20 protein-coding genes are annotated in these 21,081 nt (G+C 56.5%); 10 read left to right on the top strand and 10 right to left on the bottom strand.

Features of this window, described 5'->3' with window-relative positions; translation table 11 throughout:
- Positions 1–36 precede the first annotated feature (36 nt).
- Both ACR0M9_RS00785 and ACR0M9_RS00780 read right to left on the bottom strand, forming a co-directional pair.
- Complete coding sequence (locus tag ACR0M9_RS00785) at positions 37–1,038, bottom strand: molybdopterin-binding protein (RefSeq protein ID WP_480772635.1); 1,002 nt, start codon at positions 1,036–1,038, stop codon at positions 37–39.
- A complete protein-coding gene (locus ACR0M9_RS00780) occupies positions 1,035–2,003 on the bottom strand; it encodes an XdhC family protein (protein ID WP_480772634.1) in 969 nt (322 codons plus the stop codon). The genes ACR0M9_RS00785 and ACR0M9_RS00780 overlap by 4 nt, the downstream gene beginning before the upstream one ends.
- A gap of 224 nt (positions 2,004–2,227) precedes the next feature.
- Between ACR0M9_RS00780 and ACR0M9_RS00775 the strand changes: the two genes are divergently transcribed.
- Positions 2,228–2,734, top strand: a complete 507-nt coding sequence (locus tag ACR0M9_RS00775; protein ID WP_480485800.1) for a hypothetical protein — start codon at positions 2,228–2,230, stop codon at positions 2,732–2,734.
- A 4-nt stretch (positions 2,735–2,738) separates the two neighbouring features.
- On the opposite strand, the gene ACR0M9_RS00770 is transcribed toward ACR0M9_RS00775, so the two are convergent.
- Together ACR0M9_RS00770 and ACR0M9_RS00765 are read right to left on the bottom strand one after the other, a co-directional pair.
- Entirely contained in the window at positions 2,739–3,998 is a 1,260-nt protein-coding gene (locus ACR0M9_RS00770; protein ID WP_480564977.1) for a vWA domain-containing protein, read from the bottom strand.
- 58 nt (positions 3,999–4,056) lie between these two features.
- A complete protein-coding gene (locus tag ACR0M9_RS00765; RefSeq protein ID WP_480583993.1) occupies positions 4,057–4,965 on the bottom strand; it encodes an AAA family ATPase in 909 nt (302 codons plus the stop codon).
- Between the two features lie 163 nt (positions 4,966–5,128).
- On the opposite strand from ACR0M9_RS00765, the gene pyrC reads away from it, so the two are divergent.
- A complete protein-coding gene (gene pyrC, locus ACR0M9_RS00760) occupies positions 5,129–6,166 on the top strand; it encodes a dihydroorotase (protein ID WP_480772633.1) in 1,038 nt (345 codons plus the stop codon).
- Here pyrC and ACR0M9_RS00755 read toward each other — a convergent pair.
- On the bottom strand, positions 6,163–7,455 hold the full coding sequence (locus ACR0M9_RS00755; protein WP_480564986.1) for an MmgE/PrpD family protein: 1,293 nt from the start codon (positions 7,453–7,455) through the stop codon (positions 6,163–6,165). The genes pyrC and ACR0M9_RS00755 overlap by 4 nt on opposite strands.
- 37 nt (positions 7,456–7,492) lie before the next feature.
- Positions 7,493–7,939: a type II toxin-antitoxin system RatA family toxin gene (locus ACR0M9_RS00750; protein ID WP_480481682.1), complete on the bottom strand. Its 447-nt coding sequence runs from the start codon at positions 7,937–7,939 to the stop codon at positions 7,493–7,495.
- Between the two features lie 72 nt (positions 7,940–8,011).
- Here ACR0M9_RS00750 and hpt point away from each other — a divergent pair, with 72 nt between their 5' ends.
- Entirely contained in the window at positions 8,012–8,554 is a 543-nt protein-coding gene (gene hpt / locus ACR0M9_RS00745) for a hypoxanthine phosphoribosyltransferase (RefSeq protein WP_267365856.1), read from the top strand.
- A gap of 185 nt (positions 8,555–8,739) precedes the next feature.
- Here the strand turns inward: hpt and ACR0M9_RS00740 are convergent, their stop codons facing one another.
- Together ACR0M9_RS00740 and lipA are read right to left on the bottom strand one after the other, a co-directional pair.
- On the bottom strand, positions 8,740–9,891 hold the full coding sequence (locus ACR0M9_RS00740) for an amidohydrolase (RefSeq protein WP_480772632.1): 1,152 nt from the start codon (positions 9,889–9,891) through the stop codon (positions 8,740–8,742).
- Positions 9,888–10,838, bottom strand: coding sequence for a lipoyl synthase (gene lipA / locus ACR0M9_RS00735; protein ID WP_209504088.1), 951 nt, complete (start codon positions 10,836–10,838; stop codon positions 9,888–9,890). Before lipA ends, ACR0M9_RS00740 begins: the two co-directional genes overlap by 4 nt.
- Positions 10,839–11,099: 261 nt before the next feature.
- Between lipA and ACR0M9_RS00730 the strand changes: the two genes are divergently transcribed.
- Positions 11,100–11,648, top strand: a complete 549-nt coding sequence (locus ACR0M9_RS00730) for a peroxiredoxin (RefSeq protein WP_209596075.1) — start codon at positions 11,100–11,102, stop codon at positions 11,646–11,648.
- A gap of 72 nt (positions 11,649–11,720) precedes the next feature.
- Here the strand turns inward: ACR0M9_RS00730 and ACR0M9_RS00725 are convergent, their stop codons facing one another.
- The gene (locus ACR0M9_RS00725) at positions 11,721–12,803 is read right to left on the bottom strand and encodes a DUF6456 domain-containing protein (protein ID WP_480565001.1); all 1,083 of its coding nucleotides are present in this window, start codon (positions 12,801–12,803) and stop codon (positions 11,721–11,723) included.
- Positions 12,804–13,044: 241 nt separating this feature from the next.
- Between ACR0M9_RS00725 and ACR0M9_RS00720 the strand changes: the two genes are divergently transcribed.
- Positions 13,045–13,344, top strand: coding sequence for a DUF6477 family protein (locus tag ACR0M9_RS00720; RefSeq protein ID WP_480481181.1), 300 nt, complete (start codon positions 13,045–13,047; stop codon positions 13,342–13,344).
- Here ACR0M9_RS00720 and ACR0M9_RS00715 read toward each other — a convergent pair whose 3' ends face one another.
- Positions 13,345–14,889 carry a trimethylamine methyltransferase family protein gene (locus ACR0M9_RS00715; RefSeq protein ID WP_267366259.1) on the bottom strand — a complete coding sequence of 515 codons (1,545 nt, stop codon included), beginning with the start codon at positions 14,887–14,889 and terminating at the stop codon, positions 13,345–13,347. It abuts the gene before it with no gap.
- Between the two features lie 306 nt (positions 14,890–15,195).
- On the opposite strand from ACR0M9_RS00715, the gene guaA reads away from it, so the two are divergent.
- The 5 genes from guaA to ACR0M9_RS00690 all read left to right on the top strand — a co-directional run bounded on the left by guaA (position 15,196) and on the right by ACR0M9_RS00690 (position 21,074).
- Positions 15,196–16,755, top strand: a complete 1,560-nt coding sequence (gene guaA / locus ACR0M9_RS00710) for a glutamine-hydrolyzing GMP synthase (protein ID WP_480505386.1) — start codon at positions 15,196–15,198, stop codon at positions 16,753–16,755.
- A 211-nt stretch (positions 16,756–16,966) separates the two neighbouring features.
- Positions 16,967–17,872 carry a DMT family transporter gene (locus ACR0M9_RS00705; protein WP_480558544.1) on the top strand — a complete coding sequence of 302 codons (906 nt, stop codon included), beginning with the start codon at positions 16,967–16,969 and terminating at the stop codon, positions 17,870–17,872.
- A gap of 123 nt (positions 17,873–17,995) precedes the next feature.
- A complete protein-coding gene (locus ACR0M9_RS00700; protein ID WP_480481189.1) occupies positions 17,996–19,159 on the top strand; it encodes an OmpP1/FadL family transporter in 1,164 nt (387 codons plus the stop codon).
- 99 nt (positions 19,160–19,258) lie between these two features.
- Positions 19,259–20,155, top strand: coding sequence for a DMT family transporter (locus tag ACR0M9_RS00695; RefSeq protein ID WP_480772631.1), 897 nt, complete (start codon positions 19,259–19,261; stop codon positions 20,153–20,155).
- 46 nt (positions 20,156–20,201) lie between these two features.
- Positions 20,202–21,074: an ATPase gene (locus ACR0M9_RS00690; protein WP_480772630.1), complete on the top strand. Its 873-nt coding sequence runs from the start codon at positions 20,202–20,204 to the stop codon at positions 21,072–21,074.
- The last annotated feature ends 7 nt before the right edge of the window (positions 21,075–21,081 follow it).

Here is a 21,081-nt window from a genome sequence, read left to right as displayed (position 1 = left end):
ATAGTACATACGCAATATAGCGGACCTTGGCGGCGGTCAGTCGTTTCGTTTCGCTCGCGGCTGGGGTCTGGTCGGGATTTCCTTCAACAACCCGCCAACCCCCATTCCGGCAATATCTGCGCCTGTTGTTTCAATCCCGCATGCGACACGCGACAGCACCCAATCCGCCCCATTCAACGCCGGAGAGCGGGCGCATCCCGGCAAACCGATCACAGGTCGGCCTTGCAGGTCCCCCAGAAACAGCAGGTTTCCCGGATCAACCGGCATACCAAAGCGATCAATCGTCCCGCCAGCCAGCCGAACGGCCGACGGTGCGACATCGTTCGGGTCCGAGGTGGCCGAACCCGTCAATATCATCAGAAGATCACCTTTCCCCTTAGAAATCGCGCTGGTCAAAGTATCCGTTCGATGCGGAACAATCTGCACCTCCGAAAGCTCCATTCCCAATGCCTCGACCCGTCCCCGAATTGCGGCAATCCCCTTTTCGTTCGGCGGCCCACCGGGAATTTCCGTGACAACAAGACCGGCTGTCCGATGAACTGGCCGCGCCAAACGCACAGCTCCTTTTGCCAGCCCGGCGGCGCGCTGAACATCAGCCTCTGGCACGGCATATGAGATGACCTTGATGGTCGCCACCATGCCGTTCGCCCCCATTTGCTGGTACTGGGGAACGGTCGCAACGGTAATCATCGGATTGACCTGATTGAACATTTCAAGTGCGTGAACATCAAGCACGGCAACCCCGGGCCCATCGGCCAAAAGATTTACCCGCCCGGTAAAAGCCTCGGTTACCCGCAAGTTGGCTGAAGCTGGATCAGGTGCCAGCGCAGACGCCAGTTTGAGTGCCGCCTGATCTTCATGGCAATCACCGGTATCCAGCCGGGCAACAATGACCTCGCTTAAACCAGCCTTTTCCAGTTGCGCTACATGTTCCGCGCGCAATTCAAGCCCTTTGCGGAGCTTTCGCCCATCCGCTGTAACCGAATGCGCCAGAATAGCTCCTTCTGCCCGGGAGACCGGTACAGGCCCAAATTTCATGCCTTCCCTCGAAGAACTGCAGTGATCTGCGCCAGTATCGCAACCGCGATTTCCGAGGGACCGGCGGCCCCAATATCCAGGCCGATGGGCCCATGAATGCCAGAGATCTGCGCATCGGTGAAACCGGCCGCTTTCATACGCTCAATGCGCTTGGCATGGGTGCGTGTTGACCCCAATGCGCCGATATAGAACACATCGGCGTCCAATGCGGCTTGTAGCGCCGGATCATCAAGTTTTGGGTCATGTGTCAGCAGGACAATCGCGGTCCGCGCGTCCAGTCCAAGCTTCGCAACGGCTTCATCCGGCCAATCCGTCAGGATCGTTTCGCCGGGAAAACGCGCACTGGACGCGAAGGCGTCACGTGGGTCGATGATGGTTGGATCGTAGCCCGCAATCCGCGCCATCGGTACCAGAGCCTGCGCGATGTGAACCGCCCCAACAACCAGCAACCTCAGCGGTGGGTTATGTACTGCGACAAAGGTCTGGCCATCCTCTTCGAACCCTGACCGATCCATACGCAGCCTGTCGGCATAAGCGTTGCGACGCAGCGCCCTGCGCCCGGTCTCGATGTTGACTTCGTAGGCAACGGGCGTTCGAGCGGCCCGAGCGGCAACCAGTTCCGCCAACATAGATTCTGGCAGGACTTTTCCTATGGGTTCGACAAGAATGCGTATGGTCCCCCCACAGGCCAAACCAACCGCGAAGGCATCGTCGTCACTGACCCCGAATTCAAGCAAACGCGCTTCGCCTTCATCAATGGCTTCAAGCGCCTCGACGATAACAGCACCTTCGACACATCCACCAGAAACAGAGCCTTCTATCCGACCATCACCGCCAATCACCAATTGGGATCCCACCCGCCGCGGCGCACTGCCCCAGGTTTCGACAACTGTAGCGAGCGCCGCGCCGCGCCCGCTGCGGTGCCAGTCAAGCGCCGTTTCAGGACTGTTGTCGAATCGCTCCATCGGAACCTCCGGATGACCTATGACACCAACATAAGCGGGATTTGCGGGATGAAAAGCGCACCAAGCTTACCAAAAGGTCTATATTGAACCCCATAAGGCAACGCCACGGCCTGAAAGATATTCAACAAATCATAGCATTGATTGTTTGTGACCCGAGTTCTAGCCTGTACAGGCAACCGGCATCGGGTCTGGCTTGCATACCAAACAATTCATAGATCGGAGACATGCAGTTGAAACGTATTCTTGCACTGGGCGCGGCAGTTGGTCTTTTGACTTCAACCGCAGCGTGGGCTGACACATTCCAACGCTATGGAGAGGTTGAAGGCTGGAAAATCTTCATCGACAATGAAAAGAAATCCTGCCTGATCGAGGCCGTTGATGATGCGGAAAACGTCGTTCAGATGGGTCTGACCGAAGATCGCGGTGTGGGATATGTCGGCGTGTTCACCAAGGCTGAAACCGATATCAAACGTGGCGAGACGCAAGAAGTCGCCATCCTGCTGGGCGACAACATCTATCTGGGTGAAGCGACCGGCATGAAAGGTAACATCACCAAAGGCTATTCCGGTGGTTATGTCCTGTCGGACAGCCCTCAGTTCGCGGATGATCTGGCAAAGAAAAAGGTCATGATCGTGTTCCCCGAGACATCCTATGCCTTCACGGTCGATCTGACAGGCACTTACAAAGCCATGGAGATGGCCCGCAAGTGCAACGAAGAGCAGCTGTCGTAATCTGCTAATCAGAAAGCGCGGCCATCAGCCGCGCTTTCTGCCCCTGGTCGTCGGGTTCTGAAATCGCTGCGGCCAAGTCTTCGAGTGAGGCAATCGAATGCCCTGCGCGAAAACTGTCAACATGCGGCAGCATCGCGGCAACGCCTTGCGCCCTGGGTGCGAACCCGTCCCAACGCAACAAGGGATTCAGCCAGATCAGGCGTTTTGAGGAAAGGTGCAGACGCTCGATCTCTTTCCTGAGGAGCTCGGGATCACCCCGCTCGAGCCCGTCGGTGATCAGCAGAACGACCGCCCCTTGCCCCATCACCCGGCGTGACCAGTCCCGATTGAATTGATGCAGACACTCTCCGATGCGAGTGCCGCCTTCCCAATCCTGCGCCTCGGCCCCTGCGGCGGCAAGTGCCGCGTCTACATCCCGTTGGTGCAGGTGGCGCGTTATGTTGGTCAGGCGTGTGCCGAATGTGAAGGCATGGACCTTCGCCCAACCCGCTCCCTTGGTGTTCGATACCGTGTGCAGGAAATGCAGGATGATCCGACTGTACTGGCTCATCGAGCCGGAAATATCGCAAAGTGCGACAAGATTTGGCCAGCGCGGTTTGGGCTGTAGCCTGGCAATATCGCGCAACTCACCTCCTTGCCGCATGGCCGCGCGCAAGGTGCGGGCACGGTCGATGCGGTGCCCCAGATGGCTGGTCTGCCCGCGGCGTGATTCAATTGGCTTTACTGGCAGTGTCATCCGCGCCAATACGCGCTTGGCCTGCGCTATTTCGACCGTGCTCATCTGCTCGAAGTCCAGATTGCGCAGCCGCTCCTCGGACGATGCGGTCTGGGTTGCGTCGATTTCGATCTCGGTTTCGTCTTCCTCTTGTCCTGCAGCGTCCGGCAAATCACGCTCAACCCCGTCCAGCAGCGCCTCAGCTGCGCGCTTTTCAGCGGCATCGGCATTGCGTTCTTCCTGAACGCCGCGAATTGCAGGAAGCATCATAGCCATCATGTGTTCCATGTAACGCGGATCTCGCCAGTACATTCGGAAGACTTGCGCGAAAACCACGCGGTGTTCCGGGCGGTTCACGAAACAGGCGTGTAAGGTCCAATAGAAATCCTGTTTCTCGGAAAAACCTGCCGCCTGCACGGCACGAATTGCGTCGATCACACGACCGGGTCCGATTGGCAGCCCAGCCTTTCTGAGTGCGCGGGCAAAATGGGTGATGTTGTGCGCCAGCTTTGGGTTGTCCGGGATATCCAGCGAAAGTTGTTCGGCCATCAGACGTTATGGGGGCTCTGCCCCCATACCCCCGGAGTATTTGGAAAAAGATGAAACATCAGACCGGTTCGAGCGTGGCCTTGGCCTCGTCGAGGATGCGTTTTGCCTCGGACCCCTGAAGTTTTTGAATGTCGTCCTGATATTTGAGGATCGCACCCAGCGTATCCCCGATCACCTCGGGGCTCAGGTTCATCACATCCAGCGCCAACAAACATTTCGCCCAGTCAATTGTCTCGGCCACGCCGGGTTTCTTGAACAGATCCTCGGTGCGCAAACGTTGAACGAAGGCTACAACCTCGCGACTGAGTGCTTCCGCGGCTTCAGGCGCACGGGCGTGCAGGATTTCGATCTCACGCTCGAAGTTGGGGTAATCGACCCAGTGATAGAGGCAACGGCGCTTGAGCGCGTCGTGCACTTCCCGCGTCCGGTTCGAGGTGACGATCACAATGGGCGGTTCAGGAGCTTTTATCGTGCCAAGTTCGGGGATGGTGACTTGAAAGTCACTAAGCGCTTCAAGCAGAAACGCTTCAAACGGCTCATCGGTCCGGTCCAGTTCGTCGATCAGCAGAACTGGTGCTCCGTTTTCGTCCGGGCGCATTGCCTGCAGCAAGGGGCGTTCGATCAAGTATTCGTCCGAGAACAGTTCAGTCTGCAACGCGCCCCGGTCGGCCCCACCTGCGGCCTCGGCCGTTCGGATCGCGACCATCTGCGCCGGAAAGTTCCATTCGTAAACGGCAGAAGACGCATCCAGACCTTCGTAGCATTGCAGACGGATCAGGCGCCGGTTCAACCCGGATGCCAGAGCCTTTGCGATCTCGGTCTTTCCCACCCCTGCCTCTCCTTCCAGAAACAACGGGCGTCCAAGCTTCAGCGACAGGAACACAACCGTCGCAAGGGCGCGACCACAGACATAGCCCTGACGACCCAGCATCTGCTGCACGGCATCGATGGAAACTGGCTGTGTCATGGAACCCCTCTCTGCTTTAGGAATAAACAGGTCATGCAACCGTCTGGCCGTCAAGGCCTCAACCTTGGTCAGAGCTACGACGTTCAGGTCGGTTGACAAGATTTTCTTTGTGGCTTGCGCGGACGCAGTTGGTCTTTCGCAACAGCTATGCTAGCGGAAGGCCATGACCGACACCCTTACGCTCCGCCGCCCCGACGACTGGCACCTGCATCTGCGCGATGGCGCGATGCTACAGGCCGTCCTGCCCGAAACCGCGCGCCATTTCGCCCGTGCGATCATTATGCCGAACCTGGTGCCGCCGGTTGTGCGCGGCGACCAGGCCGCCGCCTATCGAGACCGCATTCTGGCGGCCCTGCCCGACGGTATGACGTTCGAACCGCTGATGACCCTGTATCTGACCGAGGATACAGATGCCGAAGATGTCGCTGCAGCCAATGCCAGCGGTCTGATCAAGGCCGTCAAACTGTATCCTGCCGGGGCTACGACCAACTCTGCCTCGGGTGTGCGCGATTTCGACAAAGTGCGCCCGGTGCTTGAGAAGATGGCCGAAATCGGCTTGCCCATGTGCGTACATGGCGAGGTGACGGATCCCGAGATCGACATATTTGACCGCGAAGCCGTGTTCATCGACCGTGTTCTTGATCCAATCCGCAGATCGACACCAGGCCTGCGTGTGGTGATGGAACATATCACCACGTCAAATGGTGTGGATTATGTCAAAGCCAACGCGGTTGATCTGGGTGCAACGATCACGGCGCATCACCTGATTATCAACCGCAACCATATCCTGGTTGGTGGCATCAAACCGCATTACTATTGCCTTCCTGTTGCCAAGCGCGAAGAACACCGTCTGGCCCTGCTATCCGCCGCGACATCGGGCGATGCGCGGTTTTTTCTGGGCACGGACAGCGCCCCGCACACGGATGCCAACAAGGAAATGGCTTGCGGCTGTGCCGGTTGTTTCACAGCGACCAACACCATGTCTTTGGTCGCCGAAATGTTTGACCGGGAAGATGCATTGGACAAGCTGGAAGGCTTTGTGTCGCTCAACGGGCCAGGTTTCTATCGCTTGCCGGTGAACCAGGATATGATCACCCTGACCAAGGGTGAGCCCGTTTCGTATCCCTCAAGGATTGACACAGGCGATGGACCGGTCACTGTGTTTGACCCGGGTTTTCCGTTGCACTGGTGCGTGGCTTAACCCGCCATTCGTTCGGCCAGATCGCGGGCACGCCCCCCGGTGCGCAGCATCGACCAGATCGTGTCCGCCTCATCCGCGCCGATCAGCTTGGTCGCTTTGTCGCGCACGCGATCCTCGCGGTCAGACAGCGACATTGGGTTCAGCAGATCATGCGTTGCTTCGCGGCGAATGCCATCGCGACGCAACAGGGACAGATGCGCCTGCGTTTCTGACAGGCTGTCATCTGCCTCGACCGTGATGCAGTCGCGCAAAGACGTAATACGCGGGTCAAGGCAGACCTTGTCAGTGAAACTGCCAGGCAAAGCCGTATCATATCCCAGTGCCTGCATCGCGATCACTGTCCGATAGGAAAACTTGGCTCCCAGTCCGGTTGTCGGTGACAGCTGATTGCACACACTCATCCAGCGCGGATGCGTTTTTATCTGGATCTCGGCGACCTCCGGTTCTGCTATGTCCAACTCCCGCGCGGCTTCCAGCGCGGCGTGAAGACCGTGGCAACAGGCGTGAAACTTGTGGCTGACCGTTTCAAACAGCCATTCATCGCCCAACCCATCCAGAGCAGTTTGGTCTGCCGCGCCTTGATGCGTTGCGCCAAACCCAAAAGGACCTTCCAGCGCGTCGGCGTTGGCATGAAAACCGCGCTGCACCAGCAATGCTGTCTCGACCCCTGCCGAGGCGGCAAGTCCGGCGTTATACGGCTTGCCCATGGTTCCGAACTGCGCCTTCAGCCCCGCCGCACGCGTTGCCGTCAGACCCAGAACCATTCGCATCTGGTTTGCGTTAAACCCCAGCAAACGACCAACAGCAACTGCCGCCCCGAAGGCACCGGATGTTGCCGTCTGGTGAAACCCTGCCTGATAGTGGCCGCGCCCCAGCCACAAGCCAATTCGGATTGAGGTTTCCATGCCCACCAAAGCGGCTTCGAGCATGTCGACTAGAATAAGGTCATCCCATTCGGCCACAGCAAGGGCTGCGGGCAGGATGGCGACGGAAGGATGCCCGATATGGGCGAAATGCGTGTCATCGTAATCCAGCGCGTGGGACACCGTGCCATTGACCAACGCCGCACCACGCAGCGGTGCCGAGCCGCCGCCAAAGAGATGTGCCTGAGGATTCCCGCCCTCGGACAGTATCATTTCGCGAACCGTGGTTGAGACGGGTTCGCGCGCGCCTGCCCGGCCCACAGCGACCCAGTCAAGAACAGATAGCGACGTGACGATTCTTGCCTGAGACGACGTCGAAACCGGGCCTGCCGCAAATGCGGCCAATGATGCTGTAAATTCCGTCATGCGCGTAGTCTAGCGTGCGCCTGACAAGGGTAAAGACCTAGCTGTAGAGTTGTTGCGCGCGCGCCTCGAACGCGCGCACGATCCGATGCATGGCTTCGTTGAATACCACGCCGATAATCCCTTGCAGGATGGCATTCTTGAATTCGAAGTCCACATGGAACGAGACGTTGCAACCCCCATCAGGCGCGTCCTCGAACTGCCAGTCGGATTTCATGTATTTGAAGGGGCCGTCCAGGTATTCGGTGTCGATTTTCTTTTGATCCGCAAACAGGGTTACCTTGCTGCCAAATCGTTCCCGGAAAACCTTGAACGAGATGACCAGATCTGCCTCCATCACCTCAGCCTCTTCCAGCGCATAGGTCTTGCGAATGCGGGCAGCAGCGCACCACGGCAGAAATTGCGGGTACTTGGCCACGTCGGCAACCAGGTCGTACATCTGCTGGGCTGTATAAGGCAGGTGGCGGGTTTCCGAATGGATAGGCATGATGTCCGGTATTTGCAGGTGACAATGGCGCGTCATGTCGTATGTTGCGCGCCAAAGATCAAGGGGGCTGCGATGACTGACCGCGCATATGTGATAGATGAGATGATCTCGGCAAAGGCCATCGCTGCTCGAATCGAGGAGCTGTGTCGCGACATTTCGGCAGAGTTCAAAGACACCGACAAGCTGGTGGTCGTGGGTCTGCTGCGCGGCAGCTTTGTATTCATCGCCGACCTTGTGCGCGAACTTGACCTTCCGATCGAAGTGGATTTCCTTGAAGCTTCTTCTTACGGAGACGCGATGGAGAGCAGCCGGGAAGTTCGTATTCTCAAAGACTTGCGCGGCGCAATTGAAGGGCGCGACGTGCTGGTTGTCGAGGATATCGTTGACACCGGTCATACGTTGAACCATGTCACCAAGTTGCTGCAAAGCCGTAACCCCGCGCGCCTGAAATCCATTGCCCTGCTGGATAAGCCGAGCCGCCGTGAAGTGGATTTCCGATCAGACTGGATCGGGTTTGAGATTCCAGACGAATTTGTCGTGGGATATGGAATTGACTACGCCCAACGCAATCGCAACCTGCCCTATATTGGCAAAGTCCGCTTTACAGACGAATAGCTGAGCGGGCAATTTGCCGCTCCTTTCGGGCCAGACACCCGAGTTGTAACTCTTTCGATTACTATAAAGAATCTGTCACAGTCCAACCAACAGCATGGTTGAACTGAAGAAAAAGTTGACGTCGCGCTGTACGAATACTTCGCCCCAACCTCTTGTAATTATTAATAAAAATGAAAAATTAGCCCCTAGATGGCTTTTCCGAGCATAGATTCTATGGCCTTAAGAAATATCCCGGTCCCAATCGGGATAAGCGCATCCGGGAAGTCATAGTCCGGGTTGTGCAACTGGGGATGGTCGCTCCCCGACCCCAACCAGAACATGGCGGCCTTCGCACTTTTTCCAAACTGGCCGAAATCTTCTGAAAACCGCTGTGGCTGATCGACAAACCTGCAAGCAACGCCCTGCTCCGTGCAGGCCGTGTACAGGATCGAGACTGCTTCCGGGTGATTGGCACAAGCCTCAAACACTTCGTCATAACTGATTTCGACCGCCAGTCCTTCGGCTTTGGCCATTTCACGGACCAACGATTCAGCGTCGCTGATCAGCTGCACCATTCGCGCGTCTGTGACCGTGCGAAGTGTCACCCATAGCTCGGCCCGCCCCGGTGCTACTCCGACCGTGCGCTCACCCAACGTGGCATGTGTGACGGTCGTCAACGCGTAGCCGTCATTCAGATCCCCGCCGTCCCCTAACACGGTCAAAGCCGGCATCAGGCGTGCCAGCGCACCGGCAGGTGACACCCCATCTTGCGGAGCGGCAGCATGTGACGTCTTTCCGGTCAGAACAATCTGCATCCCGCGTGAGGCACAATTGGCAGAACCGCTGCAAATTTCGACCGCCCCCAACTCCAATCCCGGTAAGTTGTGCAAAGACAACACCAGGTCGGGCGCAACCTCGGCGTATTGGGGATCAGCTCGGAAAGCGATTGCACCATGGCCGGTCTCTTCGGCTGGCTGGAAGATCAATACGACGCGGCCCTTCTTGGGGCGTTGATGATTCAACACGTCTGCCACGCCCAGAACCATTGTCATATGCCCGTCGTGGCCGCACAAATGCCCTTTGCCCGCGACCTGTGATACATGGGAATGGTTCGCCAACTCCTGGATCGGCAGCCCATCCATTTCGCAGCGAATGCCCAGCGTGGGACCGGGTTGGCCACTTTCGAAAACAGCAGCGATCCCGTGCCCACCTATTCCGGTCATGACGTGGTCAGCACCAGCGTCGCGCAGAAATTCAGCCACCCGCGCCGCGGTATTCTTTTCTTGCCCCGAAAGTTCAGGATGTTGATGCAACTCGTGGCGCAGAAGGGTCAGTCGCGCGCTCTGGTCCGGCGTCACGCTTTTTGTAGCTTTTCTAGACGCGCCGCGCGCAGCCGGGCAAAATCATCACCTGCATGATAAGAAGACCGGGTCAAAGGTGTCGCGGATACCATCAGAAAGCCTTTGCCGTAAGCCGCCTTTTCGTAAGACGCGAACTCTTCGGGTGTTACGAAACGATCAACGCCATGGTGTTTCGGTGTCGGTTGCAGATACTGGCCAATTGTCAGAAAATCGATATCCGCCGCGCGCATGTCATCCATGACCTGACGCACCTGCTGTTCGTTTTCGCCAAGCCCAACCATGATACCGGACTTGGTAAAGATCGACGGATCAAGCTCTTTCACCCGCTGCAATAGACGCAGGGAATGGAAGTACCGCGCGCCGGGGCGAACCTCGGGGTACAGACCCGGTACTGTTTCCAGATTGTGATTGAAGACATCCGGCTTTGCCTGGACCACAATTTCCAGAACATCCGCATCGCATTTCAGAAAATCGGGCGTCAGAATCTCGATCGTGGTTTTGGGAGAGCGGTGCCGCACCGCGCGGATGGTCTGCGCAAAATGCTCGGCTCCGCCATCGCTCAGATCATCCCTGTCGACCGAGGTGATAACCACATGGTTCAGGCCAAGTTTTTCGACCGCATGTGCCACCCGGCCGGGTTCAAAGGCGTCAAGGTCGTCCGGGCGGCCAGTAGCGATATTGCAGAATGTGCAGCCACGAGTACAGATCTCGCCCATGATCATCATAGTGGCGTGGCCCTGGCTCCAGCATTCGCCGACATTGGGGCATCCCGCCTCTTCGCAGACGGTGACCAGATTGTTATCGCGCATGATCCGGCGCGTATCTGCATAGCCTTTGCCGCCGGGTGCCTTGACCCTGATCCAGTTCGGTTTCTTGGGCTGCGCATTATCTGGGCGGTGCGCTTTCTCCGGGTGGCGCTGTTCGGGGATCTTCAGATCTCGCACGGGCAGTATTCCTGACTTTGGGTCAATCTTGTCGCTCATAACATAGACAGATGTGCAGTGTTACACCAGTGGCGCATAGCCGCTATGCAACGCCACCGCGCATGAGCAAGAACGCGATTGCAAATTCCCGTTTTACCGCATGTTTTCAATGCCTAATGAGAATAAATTATTAATTCAGAATGCGGCATTTCGTCGATTGAAGGCAGTTTAGAACTGTTTTAAGCCACGGCAAAACCACAGGTGAATCACAGGAGCTTGACCATGAAATCCGGCGCAATACTGCCCAACGTGACCTTTCACACCCGTGTCCGCGATGACTCAGTCGAAGGACCAAACCCGTTCCGTTGGGAAGACAAGACCACCGCTGACTATTTTGCCGGAAAACGCGTGATCCTGTTCTCGTTGCCCGGCGCGTTCACGCCCACCTGCTCGACATATCAACTGCCCGGCTTTGAAAACGGGTATGACGATTTCATTGCCCGGGGTGTCGATGAAATCTATTGCATGTCTGTCAACGACAGCTTTGTGATGAACAAATGGGCCCAAGATCAGGGTCTGACCAACGTCAAGGTCATTCCCGATGGATCTGGCGAGTTCACCCGCAAAATGGGTATGTTGGTTGACAAGGACAATCTGGGCTTTGGCATGCGGTCATGGCGCTATGCGGCCATCGTAAACGACGGCGTTGTCGAAGCGTGGTTCGAAGAACCTGGCCTGATGGATAACTGCCCCGAAGATCCCTATGGCGTGTCTTCGCCCGAAAACCTGATGAAACACCTTCAGGCAACAGCAGAGCCCGAACTGGCCTGAGTATTAACAAGACGAATAAAGGCCCGTTTTGACGGGCCTTTTTTGTGCCTTCAGCCTATCATGCGGTCGCGTTCAGCCTATCATGCGGTCGCGTTCAGCCTGATCCTGATAGTGGCGCTTCAGCCGCTGTAACGCGATCCGCAGAACAATCTTTCCGGATCGTGCTGACCAGCCCATGCGTTTTTCCGCCAGTTCCAACCCTTCGAGATAGCAACAGCACCGCAGGGCAACGTCACTTAGTCCGGGGCCAAGATCAGACAAGGCCCGCGCCACGCGATCCCGCGCATCGGATGACCCCTTTCCTCCGTGGCTTTCACTGTCATAACTGCCGCGGCCACCAGCCGTTAGAAACCGCTCCCAGTTCTGTGAAACCTGAGGGCCAATCTGCGCCAACTCGAAATCTTCGCGCAAACGCTCTCCGGCGCTGACAAGCGATTCATCCAGAAATGGCTTGCCATCGCGGTCACGCCTGCGTGCAAGGGCAACCAACGGACTTTCCGTGGCGCTATAGCGAATGCGCTTGATCCGGTCAGCCGCCCCGGCCGACGTCTTAGACTGAAACAACGACTGGGCTTCGGCAAATCCAAATTCAGTCCCCACCCGCGCCTTGTTTTCCGCTTTCGCAATCAGGTGGCTCAGGGCCGTTCGGCCAGCTGCAGAAATCCGATACCGTGAAATACGACCGGGGTTATCGCAGGAAATCCAGTCCTTTAAGGCCAGAGCCTGAGCGATCTCGCAATCGACGACCGCGGTTCTGGTCGCTCCGGCGTTGCCGGTGTCGCGAACGACTACCGCTTTGTCCATTTCTTCAGCCACGGCAAGAACCGAACCGGTTTCACTCAGGCGGCGCAAAATGCGCAATGCTTCTCTTTCGAACGCTTCTTCCTGGGCAGCTTCATCCGCGATCACGACCGCGTCGCCTGCGTCATCGGACATGGAAAAATGTGTTTCTGCCAGCGATTGCAAAGCAGCATCCACCAATGGATCGTCACGGCGCATCTCGATACGCCGGATTTGCCGGAGGATGGTTGACGCATGGCAGCCTGCCGATCTCGCGATATCGCGGATCGAGCGTCCGGTTTCGGTATGAGCAAGGTATCTTTGCGCCCCCTCTGGAACCCATGCCGGAATGGTGAAAGCCATGTTGTTTTCCATGATTATTTGCCCTCGTCGACAAAACAAAATGTCACTTTTCGCCCTCGGATTGCGGGTTAACCAAATCTAACTAGAGGTCCATTCGTTACTCGTTCGTTAACCTCACAAGGCACGAACCAGATTTGATTCAAAAAGATAAACAGTCGTGAAACCATCGTTCGGAGAGGCTGTCACGCAGGCAACACCCGCTTAGGTTGTGCATTTAATGGTCCCGTAAACCTTCAGACACAGGACACATAAGATGCAGGACCTGATGACAATGATCTCAACGCTTCACCGCCCACGCATGTTGGCAAGAGCCGCAAATTTCGGAGCGAGAGAGTACAACCGGGACAGGCATCTGCAACGTATTCTGGGATACGGATCATTGCCGGGTTCAGGTCAGGCCCTGCTGCGACTGATGGAGATGGAAAAAGAGGTAAATGAACTGCGCAAAGAAGATGATGCCGCATACTCTCTGGTCCGGCATCTCGACATTCTTATCGCGCTGTTGGGTGAGGCGCGGCTGTATCAGGCCAGCCGCGCCCCGGTCCTTCAGTAATCAGGAGAACGCATCCGGCATGGAGGCCTTTTTCTCGGCGATATAGGCTTCCAGCGCTGCGGCTGTATCCGGTTCCATATGCGGTTGCTGGTAATTAGCAAGCAGGTGTTCAACCCGCGCAGAGGCCAGAGCCCGCGTATCACGTGCGCCTTCTTCCTGCCAGGTTTCATATGGCTTGTAGTCCAGCAGATCGGACTTCCAGAACGATTCCTTGAAGTTCGCCTGCGTGTGGGCACATCCTAGGTAATGCCCGCCCGGGCCAACTTCCCGGATCGCATCCATGGCCTGCGCGTTTTCGTCATAGGCCACGCCTTTGGCCAGCGAATGCAAAACACCCAACTGGTCGGCATCCATAACGAATTTCTCGAAGTCGGCCACCAGGCCGCCTTCCAGCCAGCCGCAGGCATGCAACATGAAGTTCACGCCAGCCAACAGTCCCATATTCAGCGAGTTCGCTGTTTCATAAGCCGCCTGCGCATCCGGAAGTTTCGAGCCACAGAACGATCCTGCGGACCGATAGGGCAAGTTCAGACGCCGCGCCAGTTGACCCGCGCCATAGGTGATATGCGCAGCTTCTGGTGTTCCGAAGGTCGGTGCACCTGAATTCATGTCGATCGAAGTCACGAATGCACCAAAGATCGCGGGTGCACCGGGACGGACGATCTGGCTGTACGCCACACCGGCAAGAACCTCGGCCAAAACCTGTGTCAAAGTACCGGCCACCGAGACCGGCGCCATCGCGCCGCCCACAATAAAGGGCGAGATGATGCAGGCCTGATTGTTACGTGCATAGACTTCCAGCGAGCCCATCATCACATCGTCGAATGTCATCGGCGAGTTGATGTTGGTCAGCGACGTCATCACCGTGTTTTGCTGAACGAACTCCTTGCCGAACAGGATTTCGCACATTTCGACCGAATCCTGAGCCCGGCTGGGATCGGTCACAGAACCCATGAAAGGCTTGTCCGACAGGGTCATGTGCGCCTTCAACATGTCCAGATGGCGTTTGTTCACCGGAATGTCGGTCGGCTCACACACAGTACCGCCCGAATGGTGCAACCACTTGGACATATAGGCGAGTTTCACGAACTTGTTGAAGTCGTCCATCGTCGCGTAACGACGGCCGCCCTGTGCATCGCGCACGAAAGGAGGGCCGTAAACCGGGGCCAGAACCATGTTTCGACCACCGATTACGACCGATTTCTCGGGGTTGCGGGCATGTTGGGTAAACTCGCTGGGCGCAGTTTTGATCAGCTCACGAGCCAGGCCACGCGGAATGCGCACGCGTTCACCGTCGATATCCGCGCCAGCGTCGCGCCAGCGTTCCAGAGCGGCAGGGTTATCAACAAAGTTAACACCGATCTCTTCCAACACGGTTTCCGCATTGTTTTCGATGATCTCCAGTGCCTCTTCATTGAGGATTTCGAAGTTCGGAATGTTGCGTTCGATGTATTTCGCGGTCTCGATACGAACTGCAGTCCGCTCGGCACGGCGGGCAGCGCCACCGCCACCTCTCGCCCTGCGCCGGGTGTTTGCCTCGGTCATGAGAAGATCCCGTGTTGTTGGTTAGATTGAGCGTTTGATACAGGTTTGCCGGAACGCAAGCATAGGGATTGCGGCACGTTGGGGGAAAAAGCGACATTGCCGTTCTGCAATCCCGCCAACGGGCTGCCATTGGGGATAATCGGATTTTGGAAAGTGCGGCCCAATTGTTACCGCACCTGTCTACTTCGGATCACGAACGGCGGGAAACACGAGTGCCGAAGGCCTGTGTGGCGATCTTCATCGAATCCCGCGCCGGAATCGGACCTCGCTCTTGCGAAATGTGCAGGCTTGCCCTAAGGCGCTGACATGACCCAGACATCCCACGACCGCCTTCTGATCATCGACTTCGGCAGCCAGGTTACGCAGCTTATTGCCCGCCGCCTGCGCGAACTGAATGTCTATTGCGAAATTCACCCTTACCAGAATGTCACGATGGATTTCGTGCGGGAAATGGCCCCGCGCGCCGTGATCTTCTCGGGCGGGCCGGACAGTGTGACGCGCGAAGGGTCGCCCCGTGCTCCGCAAGAGATTTTTGACTACGGCGTGCCGATTCTGGGCATCTGTTATGGCCAGCAAGTGATGATGCACCAGCTTGGCGGCAAGGTCGAAAGTGGCCATGGCACCGCCGAGTTCGGTCGGGCTTTTGTCACGCCAAAAGACGAACTGGAAATTCTGAAGGGCTGGTTTGACGACGGGGATGAACAGGTCTGGATGAGCCACGGTGACCACGTCAGTGAAATCGCGCCGGGATTTCAGGTTTTTGGCACATCGCCTAACGCGCCCTTTGCGATCACAGCCGATCCAGCGCGCCATTTCTATGCCGTGCAGTTCCACCCCGAGGTGCACCACACGCCCAAGGGCGCGAAGCTGTACGAGAACTTCGTCAAGCTGGCCGGTTTCAAGGGCGACTGGACCATGGGGGCCTATCGCGAGGAGATGATCCGCAAGATCCGCGAGCAGGTTGGCGACAAGAAGGTCATCTGCGGTTTATCTGGTGGCGTTGACAGCTCGGTCGCGGCGATCCTGATCCACGAGGCGATTGGAGACCAGTTGACCTGCGTCTTCGTTGACCACGGGCTGTTGCGCAAGAACGAGGCGACAGAAGTCGTCGGCATGTTCCGCGACAACTACAATATCCAACTGATCCACGCGGACGAATCCGAACTGTTCCTTGGCGAGCTTGAAGGGCAAAGCGACCCGGAGACCAAACGCAAGATCATCGGCAAACTGTTCATCGACGTGTTCCAGAAACACGCCGATACCATTGAAGGGGCCGAGTTCCTGGCCCAGGGAACGCTTTATCCGGATGTAATCGAATCGGTGTCATTTTCGGGCGGTCCTTCTGTAACCATCAAATCGCACCACAATGTCGGTGGCTTGCCGGAAAAGATGGGCCTGAAACTGGTCGAACCCCTGCGAGAGCTGTTCAAGGATGAGGTTCGCGCGCTTGGCCGTGAACTTGGCCTTCCGCAGAGTTTCATCGGGCGTCACCCCTTCCCCGGGCCCGGTCTGGCAATCCGCTGCCCCGGCGAGATCACACGTGAAAAACTGGGTATTTTGCGGGAAGCCGATGCGATCTATATCGACCAGATCCGTAAACACGGCCTCTATGACGACATCTGGCAGGCTTTTGTCGCCATCTTGCCAGTGCGCACGGTAGGCGTCATGGGTGATGGACGCACCTATGACTACGCCTGTGCGCTGCGGGCCGTCACATCTGTCGATGGCATGACCGCAGACTACTACCCGTTCAGCCATGAGTTCCTGGGCGAAACGGCAACGCGGATCATCAATGAGGTTAAGGGCATCAACCGGTGCACCTATGACATCACATCGAAACCACCCGGCACCATCGAGTGGGAATAACCGGTGGGTGTCTGCGTAAAACTTAACTGATTGAGCTGCAAAACGTCCTTCTCATTCAAGCTATTGTTCGGGGCAGTCATCTATACGACCTTGAATCTGGTGCACCTTCGACGTTTGAATGGCCGGGCAAACCTAGCCTGCTTATCATAAGCTCTTGGCCTTGCGGTCTTTTGGCCGCGCGGCTACGCGACGAACCTGAGGGACGCCCGAAATGAGCCATGCGCAGAAAGACGTGTTGAAGGCCGGTCTATGGATGACAGGTGCGATCGCCTCATTCTCATCCATGGCGGTTGCAGGGCGTGAGCTGAGTTCTGCGCATGATACCTTTGAAATCATGATGTATCGCAGCATCGTGGGGTTCGTTGTTGTTGCAACAGTCCTGACTTTAACGCGCAACTGGCAGCAGGTTTCAGCCGAACGGCTGGGATTGCATGCTTTACGAAACACCTTACACTTTACAGGGCAAAATCTCTGGTTCTACGCCGTGGCAGTGGCTCCTTTGGCACAGGTTTTCGCGCTGGAGTTCACTCAACCGCTTTGGGTGATCCTGCTTTCGCCGCTGTTTCTGAACGAACGGTTGACCCCGCTCAAGTTGATTGCGGCGCTAATTGGGTTTTCAGGGGTTCTGATCGTCACACGTCCAGGCGCTGCCCCCCTGAGCCCCGGCTTAATAACAGCAGCGGCATCAGCGGTTTTCTTTGCGTTTACAACGATTACCACCAAGAAGCTTACGCGATTTGCCAGTATTGGGTGTATCGTTTTCTGGCTGACCGCAATGCAAGCGGTCCTTGGGGCCACAGCCGCTGGCATCGACGGTCAGATTGTGCTTCCGACAATGCAAACCGCGCCCTACTTGATTCTGGTTGGGTTGGCGGGTTTGCTGGCGCATTTTTGCATTACCAATGCCCTGTCTATCGCCCCGGCAACCGTCGTAATTCCCTTTGATTTTGCACGCCTTCCGACAATCGCGGTGATCGGAATGATCCTCTATCACGAGCCCATCGACCATTGGGTGCTGATCGGCGCCGCTATCATCTTTGCAGGCATTTTCCTGAACATCTGGTCCGAAAATCGTAACAGTTTAGCAACAGTTCAGAACTGTAGTGGCAACAAGTAACGCACCGTCACCAGTTGACCTTAAACTAACTGAAAAGAAAGTATCGCGCATTACACACGAGTAGGCGCTGGACTCACTCAATTCTTCGCCAGGCAAATACTCGAAAAAGTTCGGGAGGACAGAATGAAAACAACACTACTCGCAACGTGCGCTTTGTGCGTTGGAGCAACGGCTGGTTTTGCAGGCGGCCTGGACCGCAGCGGTCAGGGTATCAACCTGATCTTTGAAGAAGGCTCTGCAGTTCAGTTTCGGTTGGGGTATACCGACCCAAGCGTGACCGGTACGATGCCAGACGTTTTTGGCACAAATGGTGGCCAACCCGTTGATTCAGGTGAAGTTGCGAACGACTTTTTTACACCGCACTTGGGGTACAAAACGGCGCTTACAGAAAAGCTTGATTTCGCCATCATGTATGATCAGCCCTTCGGTGCCGATATTCAGTACGCGAGCACGTATCCCTTGTCTATCAACCCAATTCCCGGCGGTCGAACCGACAGCCTGAGGGCGACAGCGGATACAGATGCCATCACAGCGCTGCTGCGCTACAAATTCGATGGCGGGTTCAGTGCGATCGGTGGTATTCGCGCGCAGCGCGTCAAGGCCTCGATAACTGTTCCCATTACCGCAGGCTATCAGGTGGATACCAGCGCTGATACCGCATTTGGGTATGTTGTTGGTGTCGCCTGGGAAAAACCCGAAATCGCAGCACGTGTATCGCTGACTTATAACTCCAAGATCAGCCACGACCTTTCGCAGACAGAATCGCTCAATCCGCCTCCTATCCCACCAATTCCGCCGGGGACTGTGGCAACGTTCAACACCACAAGTGAGATTGAAACACCGCAGTCAATCAACCTGGATTTCCAGACCGGTGTGGCGCCCAAGACATTGTTGTTTGGCTCGATCCGTTGGGTCGACTGGCCGCAGCTTGTGTATAACCCGCCAAACTATCCGCCGACCACGAACCTGGTTGACTATGACGAAGCCACCTTCACCTACTCTCTGGGTTTGGGCTATCAGTTCTCGGAAGAGTTTTCTGGTGCTGTGACACTGGGCTACGAATCTTCCCAAGGTACGCCGGTGTCGAACCTCGGCCCGACAGATGGGTTCTGGAGCATCGGTCTGGGTGGCACCTATTCTCTTGAGAATGCCAAAATTTCCGGTGGTGTACGTTACACGGATATCGGAGATGCCACCGCGAATGGCGCCGGTCCGGCGGCACGTGGTACATTCACAGGCAACAGCGCCTGGAGCGTTGGTTTCCAGATCACATACGCTCTGAACTGATCTGAGTATCATATGTTCCTACAAAGCCTCGCAGTTTCTGCGGGGCTTTTTCGCATGAACCGGGTCGCCGTTGGTTAACTTCAATGAAACAGTGCCCGTATGGATGCACAAAAACACCTCTCTCTTCGCGCCTGGGCCGAGCTTTTGTTGCTTGGACTGATCTGGGGCGCCTCCTTTGTTTCCATCCGGGTCGCTCTGGACACGCTTCCCGTGATGACGTCGGTTTTGCATCGCACATTCTGGGCCATGCTTGTCTTGTGGCTGGTGACTTGGATCAAGGGGATCAAGGTGCCGCGCTCGCCCGGTATCTGGGGCGCTTTTTTGGTCATGGGGCTATTGAACAACGTCATCCCCTTTAGCCTGATGGCTTGGGGGCAGCTGTACATTGACACGGGTCTGACGGCGATCCTGAACGCGGCGACTGCGATCTTCGGCGTTCTGATTGCAGCACTGTTTTTTCGCGACGAACGATTGACAAAGACCCGGCTACTGGGTGTCTGCCTGGGCTTTCTTGGTGTCTCAATCGCGATCGGAGTGCAGAATTTCTTGAATTTCAGCCTGCAAAGCACCGCTCAGATTGCAGTGTTGACCGGAACAGTTTCCTACGCATGTGCCGCGGCTTGGGCGAGGCAAACGTTATCGCACCTTTCCCCAGTGATTGCCGCCGCCGGTATGCTGACGGCTTCGACAGTGCTGGTATTACCAATAACACTAGCAGTTGATGGAATACCCAGCTTGGCGTTACCCGCGATAACCTGGGCGGCCATCGGGTATTATGCGATAGTCGCAACGGTCGGCGCATATCTGCTTTACTATCGGGTTTTGGCAATGGCCGGCAGTGGCAATCTGATGCTGGTGACGCTTGTCATACCCCCGGTCGCTATTGTTCTGGGCGCATTGCTGCGCGAAGAGTCCCTGTCCCCAAACGCCTTTCTGGGCTTTGCCGTTCTGGCGATTGGCCTTTTGGTTCTGAATCGTTCGTCCCGGCCCAATTGACGCCGTGCGCTGCCCGATTTAGCTAGGGCAAAAAGGACAGCGCAAAATGATCTACACCTCAGCCAATGACTGGCGCACCGCAAGCCGCAAGAAAGTGCTGTTCTTTGGCATGTCAGGATTAGGCAAGACCTACGTATCCAACATCCTCAGAGATTCCGGGAACTGGTTCCACTACTCGATCGATTACCGGATCGGAACGCGCTATATGGGCGAGTACATCACCGACAATGCCAAGGCCGAGGCCATGAAAGTTCCGTTCTTGCGTGAACTGCTGTTGTCGGATTCGATCTATATCGGTTCGAATATTTCATTCGCCAATCTGACACCTGTTGCTGCTTATCTGGGCAAGCCGGGAAACCCCGATCTGGGCGGCTTGGACATGCCGGAATACCGCCGCAGGCAGGAACAGTTTCGCTTGGCCGAAATTCATGCGCTGCTGGACACCGAATACTTCATCGACCGCGCCGAGCGTCTGTACAAATATCCTCACTTTATCTGCGATACGGGCGGATCCATCTGCGAGTGGGTGGATCCCAAAGACCCAAGGGATCAGGTTTTGTCCGAACTCGCGCGGCACACCCTCATGATCTGGCTGAAGGGTGACGAGGGTCATACGGCCGATCTTGTGCGCCGTTTCGACAAGGCCCCAAAACCCATGTCCTATCAGGCCGATTTCCTGACCCGTTCCTGGACTGAGTATCTGGATCAACACGGCTGTGCAGAGGCCGAGGTCGACCCCGATGACTTTGTCCGCTGGACCTATGCGCAGGCCCTTGCCCATCGTCAGCCCCGGTACGAGGCGATGGCAAAGAACTGGGGCGTGACGATTGATGCCAACGACATCGGCAAGATCCGCGATGCCGCCGATTTCGATGAGTTGATCGAACGCACCCTTGAGGCCAGACGCAATAACGCCTAACTACCAG

This window comes from Ruegeria sp. CH2 (assembly GCF_056537065.1).
Note: the sequence above shows the minus strand (reverse complement) of the source record. Positions and strands in the feature narration are given on the sequence as shown.

Excerpts from the sequence above, each read along its gene's own strand:
- ACR0M9_RS00785 (WP_480772635.1), bottom strand. The coding sequence starts at position 1,038 with ATGAAATTTGGGCCTGTACCGGTCTCCCGGGCAGAAGGAGCTATTCTG.
- ACR0M9_RS00780 (WP_480772634.1), bottom strand. The coding sequence starts at position 2,003 with ATGGAGCGATTCGACAACAGTCCTGAAACGGCGCTTGACTGGCACCGC.
- ACR0M9_RS00775 (WP_480485800.1), top strand. The coding sequence starts at position 2,228 with ATGCAGTTGAAACGTATTCTTGCACTGGGCGCGGCAGTTGGTCTTTTG.
- ACR0M9_RS00770 (WP_480564977.1), bottom strand. The coding sequence starts at position 3,998 with ATGGCCGAACAACTTTCGCTGGATATCCCGGACAACCCAAAGCTGGCG.
- ACR0M9_RS00765 (WP_480583993.1), bottom strand. The coding sequence starts at position 4,965 with ATGACACAGCCAGTTTCCATCGATGCCGTGCAGCAGATGCTGGGTCGT.
- pyrC (WP_480772633.1), top strand. The coding sequence starts at position 5,129 with ATGACCGACACCCTTACGCTCCGCCGCCCCGACGACTGGCACCTGCAT.
- ACR0M9_RS00755 (WP_480564986.1), bottom strand. The coding sequence starts at position 7,455 with ATGACGGAATTTACAGCATCATTGGCCGCATTTGCGGCAGGCCCGGTT.
- ACR0M9_RS00750 (WP_480481682.1), bottom strand. The coding sequence starts at position 7,939 with ATGCCTATCCATTCGGAAACCCGCCACCTGCCTTATACAGCCCAGCAG.
- hpt (WP_267365856.1), top strand. The coding sequence starts at position 8,012 with ATGACTGACCGCGCATATGTGATAGATGAGATGATCTCGGCAAAGGCC.
- ACR0M9_RS00730 (WP_209596075.1), top strand. The coding sequence starts at position 11,100 with ATGAAATCCGGCGCAATACTGCCCAACGTGACCTTTCACACCCGTGTC.
- ACR0M9_RS00725 (WP_480565001.1), bottom strand. The coding sequence starts at position 12,803 with ATGGAAAACAACATGGCTTTCACCATTCCGGCATGGGTTCCAGAGGGG.
- ACR0M9_RS00720 (WP_480481181.1), top strand. The coding sequence starts at position 13,045 with ATGCAGGACCTGATGACAATGATCTCAACGCTTCACCGCCCACGCATG.
- ACR0M9_RS00715 (WP_267366259.1), bottom strand. The coding sequence starts at position 14,889 with ATGACCGAGGCAAACACCCGGCGCAGGGCGAGAGGTGGCGGTGGCGCT.
- guaA (WP_480505386.1), top strand. The coding sequence starts at position 15,196 with ATGACCCAGACATCCCACGACCGCCTTCTGATCATCGACTTCGGCAGC.
- ACR0M9_RS00705 (WP_480558544.1), top strand. The coding sequence starts at position 16,967 with ATGAGCCATGCGCAGAAAGACGTGTTGAAGGCCGGTCTATGGATGACA.
- ACR0M9_RS00700 (WP_480481189.1), top strand. The coding sequence starts at position 17,996 with ATGAAAACAACACTACTCGCAACGTGCGCTTTGTGCGTTGGAGCAACG.
- ACR0M9_RS00695 (WP_480772631.1), top strand. The coding sequence starts at position 19,259 with ATGGATGCACAAAAACACCTCTCTCTTCGCGCCTGGGCCGAGCTTTTG.
- ACR0M9_RS00690 (WP_480772630.1), top strand. The coding sequence starts at position 20,202 with ATGATCTACACCTCAGCCAATGACTGGCGCACCGCAAGCCGCAAGAAA.